This is a genomic window from Amycolatopsis sp. lyj-84, from assembly GCF_046549075.1.
In the GTDB taxonomy this organism is placed as follows: domain Bacteria; phylum Actinomycetota; class Actinomycetes; order Mycobacteriales; family Pseudonocardiaceae; genus Amycolatopsis.
In genome coordinates this window covers 829384-845458 of record NZ_JAJPWO010000001.1, presented here as the reverse complement: position 1 = coordinate 845458, position 16075 = coordinate 829384, and the positions used below count along the sequence as shown (strand labels likewise).

General features: G+C 68.2%; 20 protein-coding genes. 11 read left to right on the top strand and 9 right to left on the bottom strand.

Going from position 1 to position 16075, the window contains the following annotated elements; translation table 11 throughout:
• The first annotated feature begins 62 nt into the window (after positions 1 to 62).
• From ACLJRM_RS04165 to ACLJRM_RS04130, 8 genes are all read left to right on the top strand, one after another.
• Entirely contained in the window at positions 63 to 539 is a 477-nt protein-coding gene (locus ACLJRM_RS04165) for a MarR family winged helix-turn-helix transcriptional regulator (RefSeq protein ID WP_101608428.1), read from the top strand.
• 27 nt (positions 540 to 566) lie between these two features.
• Entirely contained in the window at positions 567 to 1457 is an 891-nt protein-coding gene (locus ACLJRM_RS04160; protein ID WP_410662327.1) for a hypothetical protein, read from the top strand.
• A gap of 9 nt (positions 1458 to 1466) precedes the next feature.
• Positions 1467 to 1721: a hypothetical protein gene (locus ACLJRM_RS04155; RefSeq protein ID WP_101608426.1), complete on the top strand. Its 255-nt coding sequence runs from the start codon at positions 1467 to 1469 to the stop codon at positions 1719 to 1721.
• A gap of 82 nt (positions 1722 to 1803) precedes the next feature.
• The gene (locus ACLJRM_RS04150) at positions 1804 to 2073 is read left to right on the top strand and encodes a hypothetical protein (protein WP_410662326.1); all 270 of its coding nucleotides are present in this window, start codon (positions 1804 to 1806) and stop codon (positions 2071 to 2073) included.
• On the top strand, positions 2058 to 2195 hold the full coding sequence (locus ACLJRM_RS04145; RefSeq protein ID WP_410662325.1) for a hypothetical protein: 138 nt from the start codon (positions 2058 to 2060) through the stop codon (positions 2193 to 2195). The genes ACLJRM_RS04150 and ACLJRM_RS04145 overlap by 16 nt, the downstream gene beginning before the upstream one ends.
• A 12-nt stretch (positions 2196 to 2207) precedes the next feature.
• Positions 2208 to 3290, top strand: a complete 1083-nt coding sequence (locus ACLJRM_RS04140) for a cytochrome P450 (RefSeq protein WP_410662324.1) — start codon at positions 2208 to 2210, stop codon at positions 3288 to 3290.
• 122 nt (positions 3291 to 3412) lie between these two features.
• Positions 3413 to 5869, top strand: coding sequence for an ABC transporter permease subunit (locus ACLJRM_RS04135; RefSeq protein ID WP_410662323.1), 2457 nt, complete (start codon positions 3413 to 3415; stop codon positions 5867 to 5869).
• 28 nt (positions 5870 to 5897) lie between these two features.
• Entirely contained in the window at positions 5898 to 6872 is a 975-nt protein-coding gene (locus tag ACLJRM_RS04130; protein ID WP_410662322.1) for a glycine betaine ABC transporter substrate-binding protein, read from the top strand.
• On the opposite strand, the gene ACLJRM_RS04125 is transcribed toward ACLJRM_RS04130, so the two are convergent.
• From ACLJRM_RS04125 to ACLJRM_RS04115, 3 genes are all read right to left on the bottom strand, one after another.
• Entirely contained in the window at positions 6865 to 7902 is a 1038-nt protein-coding gene (locus tag ACLJRM_RS04125; RefSeq protein ID WP_410662321.1) for a hypothetical protein, read from the bottom strand. The two genes, ACLJRM_RS04130 and ACLJRM_RS04125, sit on opposite strands and share 8 nt — an antisense overlap.
• A gap of 140 nt (positions 7903 to 8042) precedes the next feature.
• Positions 8043 to 8996: a hypothetical protein gene (locus ACLJRM_RS04120; protein WP_410662320.1), complete on the bottom strand. Its 954-nt coding sequence runs from the start codon at positions 8994 to 8996 to the stop codon at positions 8043 to 8045.
• The gene (locus ACLJRM_RS04115; protein ID WP_410598500.1) at positions 8993 to 9331 is read right to left on the bottom strand and encodes a PadR family transcriptional regulator; all 339 of its coding nucleotides are present in this window, start codon (positions 9329 to 9331) and stop codon (positions 8993 to 8995) included. The genes ACLJRM_RS04120 and ACLJRM_RS04115 overlap by 4 nt, the downstream gene beginning before the upstream one ends.
• Before the next feature lie 518 nt (positions 9332 to 9849).
• On the opposite strand from ACLJRM_RS04115, the gene ACLJRM_RS04110 reads away from it, so the two are divergent.
• Positions 9850 to 10530: an alpha/beta fold hydrolase gene (locus ACLJRM_RS04110; protein WP_410662319.1), complete on the top strand. Its 681-nt coding sequence runs from the start codon at positions 9850 to 9852 to the stop codon at positions 10528 to 10530.
• 120 nt (positions 10531 to 10650) lie between these two features.
• Here the strand turns inward: ACLJRM_RS04110 and ACLJRM_RS04105 are convergent, their stop codons facing one another.
• Together ACLJRM_RS04105 and ACLJRM_RS04100 are read right to left on the bottom strand one after the other, a co-directional pair.
• The gene (locus tag ACLJRM_RS04105) at positions 10651 to 11394 is read right to left on the bottom strand and encodes an SDR family NAD(P)-dependent oxidoreductase (RefSeq protein WP_410662318.1); all 744 of its coding nucleotides are present in this window, start codon (positions 11392 to 11394) and stop codon (positions 10651 to 10653) included.
• A gap of 15 nt (positions 11395 to 11409) precedes the next feature.
• On the bottom strand, positions 11410 to 11763 hold the full coding sequence (locus ACLJRM_RS04100) for a hypothetical protein (RefSeq protein ID WP_101608416.1): 354 nt from the start codon (positions 11761 to 11763) through the stop codon (positions 11410 to 11412).
• Between the two features lie 85 nt (positions 11764 to 11848).
• Here ACLJRM_RS04100 and ACLJRM_RS04095 point away from each other — a divergent pair, with 85 nt between their 5' ends.
• On the top strand, positions 11849 to 12205 hold the full coding sequence (locus ACLJRM_RS04095; protein ID WP_410662317.1) for an ArsR/SmtB family transcription factor: 357 nt from the start codon (positions 11849 to 11851) through the stop codon (positions 12203 to 12205).
• Positions 12206 to 12847: 642 nt separating this feature from the next.
• Here the strand turns inward: ACLJRM_RS04095 and ACLJRM_RS04090 are convergent.
• From ACLJRM_RS04090 to ACLJRM_RS04080, 3 genes are read right to left on the bottom strand one after another with little or no spacing between them, the layout of a single operon-like run.
• Positions 12848 to 13261 (bottom strand): hypothetical protein, encoded by a 414-nt coding sequence (locus tag ACLJRM_RS04090; protein WP_410662316.1) that lies wholly within the window; start codon positions 13259 to 13261, stop codon positions 12848 to 12850.
• A gap of 30 nt (positions 13262 to 13291) precedes the next feature.
• On the bottom strand, positions 13292 to 13711 hold the full coding sequence (locus ACLJRM_RS04085; RefSeq protein WP_410662315.1) for a barstar family protein: 420 nt from the start codon (positions 13709 to 13711) through the stop codon (positions 13292 to 13294).
• Positions 13712 to 13754: 43 nt separating this feature from the next.
• Entirely contained in the window at positions 13755 to 14495 is a 741-nt protein-coding gene (locus ACLJRM_RS04080; protein WP_410662314.1) for an SDR family oxidoreductase, read from the bottom strand.
• Between the two features lie 60 nt (positions 14496 to 14555).
• On the opposite strand from ACLJRM_RS04080, the gene ACLJRM_RS04075 reads away from it, so the two are divergent.
• Entirely contained in the window at positions 14556 to 15122 is a 567-nt protein-coding gene (locus tag ACLJRM_RS04075) for a TetR/AcrR family transcriptional regulator (RefSeq protein WP_410662313.1), read from the top strand.
• On the opposite strand, the gene ACLJRM_RS04070 is transcribed toward ACLJRM_RS04075, so the two are convergent.
• Positions 15123 to 16007 (bottom strand): alpha/beta fold hydrolase, encoded by an 885-nt coding sequence (locus ACLJRM_RS04070; RefSeq protein ID WP_410662312.1) that lies wholly within the window; start codon positions 16005 to 16007, stop codon positions 15123 to 15125. It lies immediately after the preceding gene.
• Positions 16008 to 16075 lie beyond the last annotated feature (68 nt).

Sequence of the window (16075 nt, the reverse complement as noted above, 5' to 3'; positions counted from 1 at the left end):
AGTCAACGTAGCACGGAATGACTTCACGTGTGAAGTTGCGCGATCCTGGGTAAGGTTCCGCCATGGCCACCTCCGACCAGGACGACGCGTTGTGGCTGAACCCTGCCGAAAAGGAGGCTTGGACCGGGCTGGTCTCGCTGGTCCTCCTGCTGCCGGGGAAGCTGGAGTCGCCACTGCAGCACGACGCGGGGCTGACACTGTTCGAATACCTGACCCTCAGTCATATTTCGGAGGCTCCGGAACGGCGTCTGCGGATGAGCGAGCTGGCCTATCTCGCCAACGGTTCGCTCTCGCGTCTGTCCAATGTGGTCAAACGCTTCGAGCAGCGGGGGTGGGTGGAGCGCTCGCCCGACCCCGACGACGGCCGGTACACTCTCGCCGCGCTCACCGACGACGGTTACGACGTGGTGGTGGCCGCGGCACCCACGCACGTCCGGTCCGTGCGGGACCTCGTGCTCGACCCCTTGACCGCCGAGGATCAGCAGGCGCTGGCCCGGATCGCCGCCAAGCTGCGGACGAGGCCGGCCGACCTCGCCTAGGCCGACCCTCTTTGCCAGGAGGAACGTGTGACAGCCGAACCGTGTGAGACGCCGATACCGTCCGCGTTGACCCATGCCGTCCGGCGATGGCGGGACCACGGCGAACCGTCGCAGCCGGCTTCCCGCTGGTCCCGCGGTTCCTGGCTCAAGCGGTTCCCGGAGCATCATTCGTTCCTCGACGCCCTGCCGGAGCACATCGATCGGGCCGAAGCGACGCGGTACGCCGAGCGCGCCACCACACCGGAGGGCGCCGAAGGGGCCTTCCTGGTCGCGATGATCTGGGGATACGGATCGGTCGGCTACGGCGCCTGGCGCACCGCGCGCGTGCTGGCCGAGAACCCGCACGCGGTCGATCGGCTGGCGGAGGTGGCCCTCGTCGCTCGAGATCGCGGCGGTGTCGCCGCGTTCCACGATCTGGCGGCCCGGCCGCTGCGGTATCTCGGTGTCGCCTTCGGTACCAAGTATCTCCGGTTCGTCACCACCGCGCTGGCTCCCGCCGACGCCGGCGCCCCGATCCTGGACGCCGTCGTCCGTCGCTGGCTCGCCACTCACGCAGGCCTGCGCCTGGACATCGACGCATGGCGGCCGGCCGTCTACGAAAAGTATGTCGCGTTGCTGGGGTCGTGGTCGGAGAAGCTCGACCTGACCGTGGACACGGTGGAGCAAATGATCTTCCGGTCGGCGATCAGCCAGGAAGGGTCGGCACTCTGGGGAGAGCAATGGGCGAGCTCCGACGAGTCGGGGACGCCACCGTCGCCCACGCAACTCGCGGAAGCCGCACTCCTCGAACTCGAGAGGCTGTTCGACACCGCCGACACCGCACGCGCGCAGGAAGCCAGATCCCACTTGGACGAACTGGCGCGGATCATCCCGAGAGGCTGGGCGCCCGAGACCCGGCAACCACCCCGGGACGTCTAGCATCCGGACATGGACAGGGCTGGGGAAGACGACCTCGTCATCGAATTCGTGCCGCCTTTGATCGCGCTGCTGCTGGCCGCGGAGCGCTCGAAGGGAGGACCCCTCACGGAGGAGGAGGTCATCGAAATCCGTGACGGGGCAACATGTATCCGCTCGCCGAAGTCTCTGTCCGAGGCGATGGCTGAACAGCGCGGCTACACCGACCTCGACCCTGAGCGATGCTGGGAGCAGTGGCGGTCCGTGCGGACCGAACTGGTGGAGTGAGCGCTTCGGCCACGGAAATAGGATGTGACCGCTTCGCCGATCAGGCGCCCTTGGCCGCATGCCGGAGTGGTGGTGATGGCCTATGAGCGTCTCTCCCGTCCACACCTACCTCGTACCCGCCGACCTGGCTGACCGCGTCAGCCGAATGTGGCGGCGCAGCGGGGAACTGCCGCCCGCGTTGCCGCAGCCGTCCGTGGACCTGCTCGTGTTCGCGGACGGGTCGCTGTGGTTGGCCGGGCCGGAGACGGAAGCCAGAACCGGGAGCCTGACCGAGCCGTTGACGGAGGTGCGGTCGCGGCCGGGTTGTCCGAGCGGCAGTTGCGGCGGCGATTCCTGGTGGCCGTCGGGTTGAGCCCCAAGGCCTACGCGCGAGTCGTCCGGTTGCATCGGGCGATGGCGCTGGCCCGGTCGTCTTCGGTCCCGGACTGGGCGTCGTGTGTTCGTTTCTTCCAAGCCGCGGCCGCGGGCGGATAGCACTCTGTGCGGATGTCCCTTGAGGAGATCTTCGCTTTCCACACACAAGAGGTGGGTCCGGTGCGGTTCGCCGAGCCCTTCAGCGGCTGGGTGGTCACCCGGTACGCGGACGTGGACAGAGTGCTCACCGAGCACGAGGTGTTCTCGTCCGACGAGCTGCGCTACAGCGCCCGGCCGGTCCCGCACGGCTCGAACCCGTTGTCGCGAGGACTGCAGGCGATCGATCCGCCCCGGCACCATGTGTTGCGCCGGATCGTGAGCCGGGTCTTCACTCCCCGGGCCGTGTCGTCGCTGGAGCCGTCGATCACGGCGAGGGTCGACGCCCTGCTCGCTGCGGCCGGGCCGAGTTTCGACCTGATCGGAGAGCTGGCCAACCCGTTGTCGGTGCACACGATCGCGGGTCTGCTCGGCGTGCGGCCGTCGCGATGGCCCGATTTCGTCCGGTGGACCGAAGCCATCACGTCGTACTTCGGCAGGTTCACCGAAGACGAGGCCCGCCGGACCGCCTTCCACGAGGCACTGACGGAAATGGGCGACTACTTCCGAGAAGAGTTCGAACGCCCGGCCGGCATCATCGCGACCCTGATGGCGTCGGATCTCACCGAGCGCGAGCTGATCGACTTCTGCGCGTTGCTGCTGATCAACGGCCACGAGACGACCAAGACCCTGCTCGTGAACGCCGTCCTTTGCCTTGCCGCCCAACCGAAACCGGCCGACGTCCGCTCGGCCGTCGAGGAGGTCCTCCGCTACTCGCCGCCCACGGGCGGGACGGACCGGTTCGTCACCCGGCCCACCACCCTCGGCGGTCGGGAACTCCAACCGGGCCAGAGAGTCGTCGCGATGATCACGGCGGCCAACCGTGACCCCGGGGTCTTCACCGACCCGCACACCTTCGATCCCGGCCGGACACCCAACCCTCACCTGTCCTTCGGTCACGGCATCCACTTCTGCTTGGGCGCCCATCTCTCCCGGATGGAAGTCCGCATCGCCCTCGAAGCCCTGCTGGCCCGCACTTGGCGGATCGCCGACCTGGACACCCACCGCACCCCGGTCGGCATCGACGTCCTGAAAGTCACCCTGGCGATCACGGCGTGATTCGGCCGAAGGTGACCGGCCGCTCACGTGCGGTTTACGCCGGGCTGTGGACAGGAGCCCCGCGGACGTGTTGGGCTGAGACCCGGCCGAACCCGGCCTGATCGGTTGTTTTCTGCCCTGCGATGTCGAGGAGCGGCGCCCTGAGCCTGTGGGAGTACCTCCGAGAGAACTGGATCGACGTCGTGAACGACGCGATCCTGCACGTGGATCTCACCCTGGCGGCGATGGCGCTGGCCGTGCTGGTCGGCATGACGATCGGCCTGCTCACCTACCGGCGGCAGTGGCTCGGCGCGATGGCGACCACGACGACGGCGGCGTTCCTGACCATCCCGTCGATCGCGCTGCTGGGCATCCTGATCGGCCCGTTCGGGCTGGGGCTGACGAATGTCCTGTTCGCACTGGTGCTCTACGCGCTTCTGCCGATCACGCGCAACACGATCGTCGGGCTGCGTGGCGTCGACCCGGCCGTGGTGGACGCGGCACGCGGGATGGGGTTCGGCCGCACGCGGCTGCTGTTCCGCGTGCGGCTGCCGCTCGCCTGGCCGGTGATTCTGTCCGGTATCCGGGTCTCGACGCAGATCACGATCGGGATCGCGGCCATCGGCGCCTATGTCAAAGGCCCCGGCCTCGGCAACGAGATCTTCGACGGGCTCGGCCGGTTCGGCTCGGTCAACTCGCTGAACCAGGTACTCACCGGAACGCTCGGGATCATGGTGCTGGCGCTGCTGTTCGACCTGGCCTTCGTGATGGTCGGCAAGCTGACCACCCGGCGACGTCCCCGTGCCCTGAGAGCGCCGGCTTCGGCTGCGCCGGGGGGAGTGGCCGGAAAGGGCGGTGAGACGATCGAGCTGCGGGACGTCGGCAAGCTCTACCCCGGACGAGCGGTACCGGCGGTCGAAAGCCTGACGATGCGCATCCCCGCGGGCGAAATCGTCGTGCTGACCGGGCCGTCGGGGTGCGGGAAGACGACGACCATGCGGATGATCAACCGGCTCGTCGAGCCCACCGCGGGCGTCGTCACGATCGGCGGCACCGACGTGTCGGCGCTCGACCTCGACGAACACCGGCGCAACACCGGCTACGTCATCCAGCAGATCGGGCTCTTCCCGCACCTGCGAGTGGACGCCAACATCGGCGTGGTGCCACGGCTGCTCGGCTGGACTCGACGCCGCGTCTCCGACCGTGTGCGCGAGTTGCTCGACGTCGTCGGCCTGACCCGCGAGCACGGCGTCCGGTACCCGCGTGAGCTTTCCGGCGGTCAGCAGCAGCGCGTCGGGGTGGCGCGGGCAATGGCCGCGGACCCGCCGGTCATGCTGATGGACGAGCCGTTCGGCTCCACCGACCCGATCACGCGTGCCCGGTTGCAGGACGAATTCCTTCGCCTGCAAAGGGAAGTACGCAAGACGATCGTGTTCGTCACGCACGACTTCGACGAGGCGCTGAAGGTCGGCGACCGGATCGCCGTGCTGCGGCCGCGGTCGGTGATCGCTCAGTACGACACGCCCCAGGCGATCCTCGCCGCGCCGGCGGACGACTACGTCGCGAGCTTCGTCGGCTCGAAGCGGAACCTGAAACGGCTCGCGCTGATCCGGGTGGGTGATCTGGACCTCCAGCCGTCGGCCGAGCCGGACGGCCTGCCTTCTGTCCGCCCCGATGACACCCTGCGGGACGTGCTGGACGTGATGGTGCGGACCGGCAGCACCGCGGTCGTGGTCACCGAGGACGGCACCGCGCAGGGGGTGTGCGATGTGCCGCGTCTCGTCGCGGCGCTCAGACCCACCGAAGAGGCGCCCGCGCCCGCGATCCCTGACGCGGTGGAGGCGCCCGGGCCGGACACGACGGTGCCCGCGCGGCCTCGCCGACGACGGCTCGGCCTGCTGGTGCGCCCGGTCCTGCTGGCCCTCGCCTTACTGGCGCTCTTCCTGATCGTGCGTGCGCAACCGCTCGACTCGATCGAACAGCGCTTTCTCAACCCCGGCGAGATCTTCACCGAACTGAGCGCGCACCTGCAGCTCACCTTGATCTCGACGGTGTGCACCATCGCCATCGCCCTCCCGCTCGGCATCCTGCTCACCCGCGCCGGCGCCCGCTGGGCCCGGCCCATCGGCCTGGGGCTGGGCAACCTCGGCCAGGCGATCCCGTCGATCGGGCTCGTCGTGCTGCTCGCGCTCTGGATCGGCACGGGCACCGCGACGGCGGTGGCGGCGCTCGTCGTCTACGCGACCTTGCCGGTGCTGCGCAACACGATCGTCGGGCTCGACGGTGTCGACCCGACCCTCGTCGACGCCGCGCGCGGCATGGGCATGGGCAAGGCGGCCATCCTGTGGCGGATCGAACTGCCGCTGGCCGTCCCGGTGATTCTCGCCGGTGTCCGGACCGCGCTGGTGCTCACCGTCGCGAGCGCGACGCTGGCGACGTTCATCGGCGCCGGCGGTCTCGGCGGCGGGCTCGTCGCCGGGATCGGGCTGTACCGCCCGATCCTGAGCCTGACCTTCGGCATCATCGTCGCCGCACTGGCGCTCTTCGTCGACTGGCTGGGGCTGGTCGCCGAGGAGGTCCTGCACCCGCGCGGCATGTAGCTCGACCGACTTCAAGGAGGACCAACCCATGCGGATGCTCCAGCGCACGACCGCCGCCGTGCTCGCGCTCGTCGTGACAACGGCGCTCACGGCAGGCTGCACGATCGGCAAGGACGAGACCGGCGCCCAGGTGGGCGCGGGATCCATCCAGAAGATCGACGCGCTGAACGGCGCCAAGATCCGCGTCAGCTCCAAGGAGTTCGACGAGCAGTTGCTGCTCGGCCAGATCGCCCTCGTCGCACTGCAGGCGGCCGGGGCGAGCCCGGAGGACAAGACCAACATCACCGGCTCGAGCAACGTCCGACAGGCACTCACCAGCGGCGCTGTCGACCTGTACTGGGAATACACCGGCACCGCCTGGATCAGCTACCTCAACCAGACCAAGCCGATCAGTGATCCGCAGGCGCAGTACGACGCGGTCAAACAGGCCGACACCGCCAACGGCGTCACCTGGTGGGCACGCTCGCCGGCCAACGACACCTACGCCCTCGCCGGGAACCCGGCGACAGTGGCCCGGACCGGCGTCAAGACGCTGTCCGACTACGCGGCCCTGGTGAAGCGGGACCCGGCCGCGGCCGCGACCTGTATGGGCCCGGAGTTCAAGAGCCGGGACGACGGGTTCCCCGGCCTGGCGAAGACCTACGGGTTCACCCTGCCCGACCCGCAGGTGCACCTGCTCAACGACGCCGTCGTCTACCCGAGCATCGGCAAGGGGGACCCCTGCGGCTTCGGCTCGGTCGCCTCCACCGACGGACGCGTGGCCGCGCAGAACCTCACCGTTCTCGAAGACGACAAGCACTTCTTCCCGACGTACAACCCCGCGATCACGATCGCCACGCCGATCGCTCAGAAATACCCGCAGCTGGAACAGGTCTTCACGCCGATCGCCGCGAAGCTCGACACCGCGACGCTCACGGACCTGAACAAGAAGGTCAGCGTCGACGGCCAGAAGGCCGCCACGGTCGCCCGCGACTGGCTCAAGTCGGCGGGTTTCATCAGCTGACGTTCCCACCGGCGTGCGGAGGGCCCACCAGCGTGACGTCGCGGGGCCGGTAGCCGTCGAAGTAGGGCATCGGCGGGTGGGTGAGGATCAGCAGGATCACGGCCAGCGCACCGAACCGCGGCAGGTCGAGTTCCCGGCTGCCCAACCGGAGCCACAGCACGAGGACGAAGTTCGTGATGAGCAGGAATCCCCAGCGGGCCTCGTCCCATCCGCCGAAGGCGAGCAGCACCGGCGCCACCACCGCGGCGAGCGACAGCAGGGTCGCCGCCGAAGGCCGGTGCAGCATCAGGAAACCGGCCACCACCACCAGCAGGATCGGCAGCAGGTAGAGCAGGACGCCGGTGATCGAGTAGAGCTGCCAGCTCTGCGCCTGGGTGCGGTCGAACAGTTCGAGCGCGTCGGCGCGGTAAGGGAAACCCGCGTTCGCCAGTACCTGCTGGAACTTCTGCACCGCACCCGCCTCGGCAGGCGGCACCGCCAGCACCACCAGCCCGGCGGCCACGGACGGCGCGAGAACCGCGCAGGCTTTCCGGAAGGGGAGCTTCCGCAGTGCCACGAAGCCGAAGACCGGAACCACCGTGAGCAACGCGATTTCGTGCGTCAGCACGGAAGCCACCAGCAAGGCACCGGCGGATAGCGGCCGCTTGCGGTGCAGCGCCCACAAAGCGGCGAACAGCAACAGGTACACCACCTGGTCGAGGTAACCGACCTCGTGGAACAGGTAGCCGCCGGTCGGCAGCAGCAGCCAGCCGATCACGAGGAATCGCCTGCTCACCGAAGAAGCGCGGAAGAACGCGACCACCAGTGCCGCCAGCACCATCAGCAGCACGGCGAAGCCCGCGACGGCGTACACCACGTAGTGGTACCCGAACAGTGCCGCGAACGGCCGCAGCACGGTGCCGACGAGAAACCGGCGGTGAAACCCGTCGGTCAGCGAAACGGATTCGAGCGTGACGGCCCAGTCCGAAGGCGATCGGAAGCCGGTGTAGCCCGCGAGCAGCAACACGACCACGAACACCGCCGTGGCCACTCGTCGTGGCCCGTTCGCGAGCGGGAGCGCCCGCGATCGTGGTAGATCGAGTGACTGCAATCGGGCGTGAGAGGGCGCCACAGGAATGGTGCTCATAAGAACAAAATCCTTGCGTGAGAAGAAAAAGATACCGAGAAAGCTCAGCGATTCACGACGGTCCGGCGGTAGTCACGGATTCCGGTGACGGTCAGAGCCGCCACGACCAGCCCGGCCAGGCTGACTTGGGCGATCGTAAGCAGGTCGAAAGTGATGATCCCGCGCTTCAGCACCAGGGTCTGCGCCACCACCAGCGCGAGACACACGGCCAGCGCCAGCGTCCACGCCGCCGCGCGCTGGTCGATGCGGCGCCGGAGAAGCAGGTATCCGGTACCCGAGAGCGCGCACAGCCAGACGAGCGGGGACAGCCCGGCGAGCCCGCTGAGGTCGTCCGCGAAGAGGTACCCGGCTGTCACGGCGGCGACCAGGCTTCCGCCGATGGCCCACCACCACGGGCGCGCCGGCGGCAGCGGGGCGTCGGCATGGAAGGCCAGCAGCAACAGCACCAGCGGAAGCCACTGCGGGGCGTAGTTCACGACCAGATCCGGGCCGAGGCTGAGTGAGTACCTGGTCAGGCCCCAGAGCGCCCCGGCCGCCAGAATCGCGACGGCGGCGATCCGTGCCGCGCGGCGCCACCCGTCCACCAGCAGGGCGAGCGGGACCAGGGCGGCCGCCAGCAGGACGAGATGCCTGATCAGGTCGGACCTCAGTGCGGAGTGCATGAACGGGGACAGGTCCCCGCCGGGATGCGCGAGCACGAGCCAGAGCCGGTCGCCCGCGTAGCCCGCGGATCTGAGCACGCCCCAGAGCAGGCCGAGGAGCACACCCACCCGCGTCAGGTCACCCAGCGCGACCGTGCGGGCGGGTGCCGCCCGGCCCGCGAGCCGTGTCCGCACACCCAAGGCCAGCAGGGCCCAAAGCTCGCTCCACAGTGCCGCGCGCGCCCGCTCTCCGTGCAGGTCGAGCAGGGTGCCGACCATCTCGTCGCCGCGTTCGGCGCGATACCAGACCGGGAGTACCCGCACCAGCGTGCGGTACTGGGCCTCGGCGCCGATCATGCCCGCAGCTCCGCCGCCTGCGGCCACTGGCCGCGGGCCCGCAACACCGTGCTGGCGGCCTCGACGTTCGCGGCCAGCCTGCGGGTCTGATCGGCCAGCGCCGCGTCACCCGCTCCGGTCAACCGGTAGTAGCGCCGGAGCCTGCCCTGGTGGATCTCCTCCCGGTCGTGCTCGGCCCAGCCGTCGGCGACCAGCCTGTCCAGCACGCCGTAGAGCGTGCCGACCCGCAGGCGCACCCGCTCCTCGGACAGCTCCTGCACCCGCTGGACGACTCCATAGCCATGCCGCGGCTCGTCCGCCAGCGCGATCAGCACCAGGAACGTCTGCTCGGACATACTTCGATCCGCCATGAGTCCATATATATCACAAGCCGATATATAGCGGTGGGCGTTGCTTCGTCACCTGGAGACGGTTCGCCGTCAGGTCACGACCGATGGTCGGGCGCCTGGTCCTCGGTGGATGCGGGACTGTCCCTGAGCTGGTGGTCTCCGACGGGCTGGCCGCCTCCTGCTCGACACCTGCACCGTCCATAGTGGACTGGAGACCCATGGCCAGTCGCATCGCCACCTGGGCTCATACCGGCTGTTGGTTGGTGGTGCGGGATGAGTGCGGCGCCCCGACGATCATCCAGAGGCTCGCCGACTAGAACCAACGCACTCTTCTGCCGCTGAGCGAGTGTTACGGAATTTGAGGTTCTCGGCGGCAAGGGATGCTGGGTGTCATGCCGTCCGAAGGCGCGTGGGCCGGCCCCGCGGTTATCCGAGAATTCGCTTGGCTGAGTGTCCGGTACGGACGCGCGTACTGGCAGCGTGTCTATCATGATCGCTGGCCCGCGCCGGAAGGAGATCCACCCGTGACCACTTATCTGCTTGTACCCGGCGCCTGGCACGGCGGCTGGTGGTACGACCCCGTGGTCCCTGCTCTCAGGGAGGCCGGGCACACGGTCATCGCGCTCACTCCCTTGGGCCTGGATCCGGACGCGAACCCGCCATCACGGGTGATCACCCTGGACGACCATGTGCACCAGGCCATCCAGGCACTGCGGGCAGTTCCGGCGGAGGCGGACGGCGAGCGCGATGCAGTCCTCGTCGGCCATAGCTACGGCGGAAGCATCATCAGCGGTGTCGCGGACGCCGAATGCGACCGAATCCGAGCACTGGTCTATTTGGACGCTCTGATGCCCGAAAATGGGGATTCCAGCTGGTCGATGACCAACGACGAGGAACATTCCTGGTACGTCGACGGGTCGGCCCGTACCGGAGCTTTCGTTGATCCCTTGCCGTTTTTCGATAAGCGTGCACGCCCGCACCCGCTGGCCACACTGATGCAAGCCTCGAAACTCACGGGGGCGTGGCGCCGCGTACCTGTCAAGCACTATGTCGAAGCAACAGCGTGGCCTGGCGAATCCCCGCTCGCGACGGTGACGGCGAAAGCACGCGCCGACGAACAAGTCACCGTGCATGCCTGGGACACCACGCACAACTTCATGCGCAACGCCTCAGAGCTGGTCCTGAAGCTCATCATCGACCTCTGACCGGGACCCTGCGCGCAGGTGCCACGGCCCTCGGTACGGACCACATCCCGACGGTCGGCGGTGAGTCTCTTTCGGTGAGACGCGAGTGCCTCGTGGTCCTGCTTCACCTCGCGTGGCGGGTCAGCGCATGAGGACGCCGCCGTTGATGTCGTAGGTGGCGCCGGTGATGAAGCCCGCGGCGTCGGAGGCCAGGTAGGTGACGAGCCCGGCGATCTCGGCGGGCGCTGCGATGCGTCCGACCGGGACCTGGGCGGTGAGTTCCGCCTTCTTGTCCGTGCCGATGGTGTGCACCATGGGGGTTTCGATCATGCCGGGTGCGACGGCGTTCACGGTGACGCCATCGGGCGCGAGTTCAGTGGCGAAGCTGCGGGTCATGGCGATCAGCGCGGCTTTGGACACGCCGTAGTGTGCGCCGGTGGGGCGGGCTTGCTGGCCGGACAGTGAGGCGATGTTGACGATGCGGCCGAACCCGCGTGCTCGCATGCCTGCGGCGATGGTGCGGGTGAGGAAGAAGGCGGCGCGGACGTTGACCGCGAATACGGCGTCCCATTCGGTGGGGTCGATGTCCCATAGTCCGCGCATGGGCGCCATGGCGGCGTTGTTGACGAGGATGTCGACCGGTCCGAGCTGCTGTACGGCCTCGGCGCAGGCGTTGTCGAGCCGGTCGAGGTCGGCCAGGTCCGCAGTGATCGCGACCGCGCGGGAGCCGAGATGTGCGGCGGTGTCGCGGTTGGCCGGTGCGTCGTGGTCGAGCAGTGCCACCTGCGCGCCGTGGGTGTGCAGGGCGTCGGCGATGGCGGCACCGAGGCCGTGGGCGGCCCCGGTGACCATGGCCGTCCTGCCGGAGAGGTCGAGGATGTTCATGTGGTGTTCCCGGTGCTAGTGGGTGGCGAAGAACAGGTCGTGGCCGATGCGCGCGTCGATCTCGAGGTAGCGCCACAGCGGGAACCCGTCGACCCGCTCGGTGCGCACGATCCCGCAGACGGCCTGCACGGCGGTCAGGTCGGGTGCGTCGGCGAGGACATAGGAGACGGGCTCACGCGCGCCGGTGCCGACCTGGAGGAGGTCCTCGTCGAGGGTTCCGAGCACGGTGATGCCGAAGCGTTCGCCGAGCCGGTCGAACGCCGGCGGGAGCGCCTCGATGACCCGGGTCTGCTCGTCAGCCGGGGCGGCGTAGAACTCGCGGGTCACCCAGAGACGGAACAGGACACGCAGCTGACCGGATGTGGACATGCCGCTCCCTTCGCTTGCCACGCAGGCATTGGTAGAGGATTATCGAACTGTCGCGACAGTATCAAATAGTTAGAAGGTTCTCTAAATGATGCGGGACACAGGGGCGCACCGCGCGGCCGCAGCGGACGCGGATCAGCCGGACATCGACGAGATCAGGCTCGACGCCGTACTGCAGGCCACGGCCGACCCGATCCGCAGGCACATGCTCGCGGTACTGGCCGAACGCGGTGAAGTGACGGCCGCGGAGATGAACCTGCCGGTGACCCGGGCCACCGGCAGCTACCACTGCCGGATCCTGCGCCAGGCCGGCTGGACATACACCCGGGTGCGTGGCCGGGAACGGTACCTGTCGCTACGCCGCGAGGACCTCGACGAGCTCTACCCAGGCTTGGTGGACGCCGTGCTCGCCGCGGAACGGACCGAACAGACGCGACCGAGATGAGCCACGACAACCAGGCAGCCTCACGCCGTCCACACAGAAGACGCGGAGAAGCCCGGCCATTCCCGGGACGAGACCAGGCGTCCGGGCTCGTCACGTTCGATCAAGCGTTGCCGTGTTCAGCCGTACCCGCAGCCTATGGACGCGCGGCCGGATAACAGGACGCCAAGCGAAAAACGTCGCGAGGACCGAGACACTCACCCCGCACTCGCCCGGTCCACCGAGTGGCTGTCCGGTCATGCCGCTGAGGTCGCGTCCTTGACTGCACCCCGCGTCCTGGGGTCAGCTTCGGCGGCGAGTTCCCGGGCACCCCAACGACCCCTTTGCCTTATCCCGCAATACGCTCCAGGAACGCGCCGTGGCGGCGACTGTCGGCAAGGGGGCGGGGATGGCCATCAGGCGGCTGAAGCGAAAAGGATGTCGTTGCGATCCGCGGTGGCCGTCGCTGGTCACAGTGCAAAACGGCTATTCGATGCCCGCGATTCCGGACGAGCACGGCAGCCCGTGGACCCGGATGAACGATCTTCGTGCGCAGTGCGGAGTCTGCGGTGCCACCTACCCCGGGAACTTCGTGATAACACCGGGCACACCTCCTCCGTTCGACTGGGCGAGAGAATCGGAAAGTTAGAGTCATCCATCTGCAGTTCATGCCGATGGGGTTATCGCCCGAACTCGCGGAAGAAGCCTTGTACGTACGGATCGGTGAGACAGCGGATCTTTGTCGTGGGCCCGGCGACGGTAATCCGGCGCGTTGCGCAGGAACACCATGCTGTCGGCGACATCGGTGGCGGTCAGCAAGGGCACCTTCTGCGTGATGGCGAGTACCGCGGGACCGGAGTTCGCGTACTCGCGCAGGGCGCGCCACACCTCGTACGCGAGGCCTGTGTCCAGAGAGGCGGCGGGTTCGTCGGCGATCATGGATTTGCCGGACCCGGATTTGCCCAGGAGAGCGGTGATCCGGCCTTCTGGCAAGGCAAGGTCGACCGCGTCGAGAACAGTCTCACTCCACCGGCTGGTGTCGATGTGGACGGTCAGGTCGCGCAATTCGGCAGTCACCATGCAGCCTCCCCGGTGCCGCGTCATGGTCACCTAGGACAACTCCAGGACGACGCCGTCCTCCGCCTCGTCACCACTGGGGCCGTGTTCACGGACGATATCGACGATTTCGTCGAACAGCGTCGGTCCTTCCCCGCGCCGCGCGTTGTCGATTCTGGCCTCGATGCCAGGACGGTTCGACGGGTGACAGGTGAGAACGAGTCGTTCCAGCTGTCGGGCCGTCTCGGCGTGACCGAGTGCGGACCGGGACGACTCGGAGTTGACCCAGCGCAGGACCCATCCGTTCTCCGGCGTTCCGAAGCCACCTCGGAGCAGGTCGTTGAAGGCGTCCAGGTTCCCGCGCCAGGAGTGGTGACTCAGCAGCCGGGAGAACTCGCGGGTGAATCCGTCGAAGTCGGAGAAGCGGGCTCCGTCGATAATGAGCACAGGAAGGTCATCGCCGCGGCCGGACATGATCCGAGCATCGCACGTCCTCGTATGCCGACAAGCGGAATGCTCAGCCTTGGCGAGCCGGTCGAATGGTCAGGTCCCCGATTTCGACGTCCTCGGGCTGGTCGATCGCGAAGGCGATCGCCCGCGCCACCGCCGTGGGGTCGATCCCGAGATCGGCCATGCTCTGCCGGACCTGTTCGCGCACGGCCGGATCCTCGACGGCGTTGTCGACGAGCTCGGTGCGGACGTAGCCAGGGGAGATCGACGTCGTCCGGAGAACGCCGTCGGTGCTCTCCTGGCGCAGGCCCTCCAAGAGAGTGCGCACGGCGTTCTTCGTCCCGGCGTACACCGCTTGGGTGGGGACGATCTTCAGCCCGGAGGTCGAGACGACGGTGACGAGGTGGCCACTGCCTTGACGTCGGAACACCGGCAGGGCCGCGGCGATGCCGTGCAAGATCCCTTTGACGTTCACGTCGACCATCGCCGACCAGCCTTCGACGTCCAGGTCGGCGATCGTGCTGATCTTGCTGATCCCCGCGTTGCCCACCAAGACGTCCAGGCGGCCGAAGCGCTCGACGGCGACGTCGACCAGCGCCTTGAGATCGCCGGGATCGGTGACGTCCACGCGGATGGCGGCCGCCTTGCCACCGGCGGCTTCGATTTCGGCGACCAGCCGGTCCAGCCGGTCGGTGCGGCGGGCGCCGACGACGACGGCCGCGCCGAGTGAGGCGAGGTGGCGAGCCGTCGCTTCACCGATCCCGCTGCTGGCGCCGGTGATGGCCACGACCTTGCCGTGAATGGTCACGAGGGATCCTCCGCTTAGAATGGACACATGTCCGATTACCCCGGCGAGCCTAGCGGACACGTGTCCGCTTCAGTCAAGGGCGGCGGTCCGCTGCGTGCGGACGCGCAGCGCAACCGAGAACGGATCCTGCGAGCGGCGCACGAACTCGTGCGGGAACCAGGGGAGCTGAAGCTCAACGCGGTCGCGAAGGCCTGCGGCATCGGACAGGGCACGCTGTACCGGCATTTCCCGACCCGCGAGGACCTTCTCGTCGAGGTGTACCGCCGCGAAGTGGACGACCTGGTCGCCGCGGCTCCGCGTCTGCTGGCCGCTCACAAGCCGGTGGACGCGTTGGCGGCATGGTTCGACCGGGTAGCCGCTTACGCCAGGGTCAAGCGTGACGTGTTCGCCGCCGTCGAGGCGGCGACGTGGCGTGACCTCGCCGCCCACAGCCTCGGCCCGATCGGTGAGGCGATCGAACTGCTGCTGGCCGCCGGGCGCTCGGCGGGCAGTGTCCGCGACGACGCCGAAGCCCGCGATGTCATCGTGCTCATCAGCTGGTTGTCGCGGTTGGACGACGCCGAGCTCGACGCGCGAGGGCCGCGGTTGCTGTCGATCCTCGTCGACGGTCTCCGCCCACACGGGTAGTCACGACCCGGGCAGTGCCGCCGTCCAGTCGCGGATCGCGGCGACGAACTCCTCGGGTGCGTCGGACTCCACGTAGAGGCCGGCACCTTCGACGATCACGGTCTTGTGCTCAGGGAAGGACGCTTCCAGGCGCTCACGTTCCTGGGTGCGGAACCCGACTTGGGCGGCACTCCACACGATGAGGGTCGGCAGGTGGGCGAGGTCGGCGAGACCGGCCTCGACCTCGGTGAAGAAGGCCCGGCTGCCGATCATCCGGCCGGGAAGTACGGCCGAGGCCTGACGCCGCCCGGGGGTGTCCATCGCCCGGCGGTAGTGGGCCATCTCGGCCGCGGTCACCTTGCGCCTTCGGTGGCCCAGGGGGACGAACGCTTTGACCACGAGGTTGAACCGCCGGGCCAGGAAACGGATCGGAGGTCCGCCGGCGATGCGGGAGAAGGATTCGAAATGGAGGATCCCGTTGACCGGCCAGGCCCAGCTGTTGGCGAGCACCAGCCGGTCGAAGGCATCCGGCCGTCGCCGCGCTGCGGCCAGGCCGATCGGGCCGCCCCAGTCCTGCCCGACCAGGGTGACCCCGTCGACGCCGAGCGCGTCGACGAACCCGGTGACCACGTCGGCGTGCTCCTCGGGCAGATATCGGTAGCCGGGTTTCGGCGTCGACAACCCGAAGCCCGGATAGTCGAGAGCGACGCAACGAAAGTCGTCGCGCAGCGCACTGATCACGTCGCGCCAGAGGAACGACCAGGTCGGATTGCCGTGCAGGAGCAGCAAAGTCGGACCCGAACCCTCGTCGACGTAATGCACGGTGTGCCCGTCGATATCAACGAAGCGGCTCTTGAACGGGAACAGGCTGTCGTCGACCCAGGAGGGTCGCGCGCTATCGGCCATGACGGGCCCCCTCTTGGCTCGGCCTTCCGGTAAATTCGAGCTTGTCACGCACGCCCGGTGCACGCGCG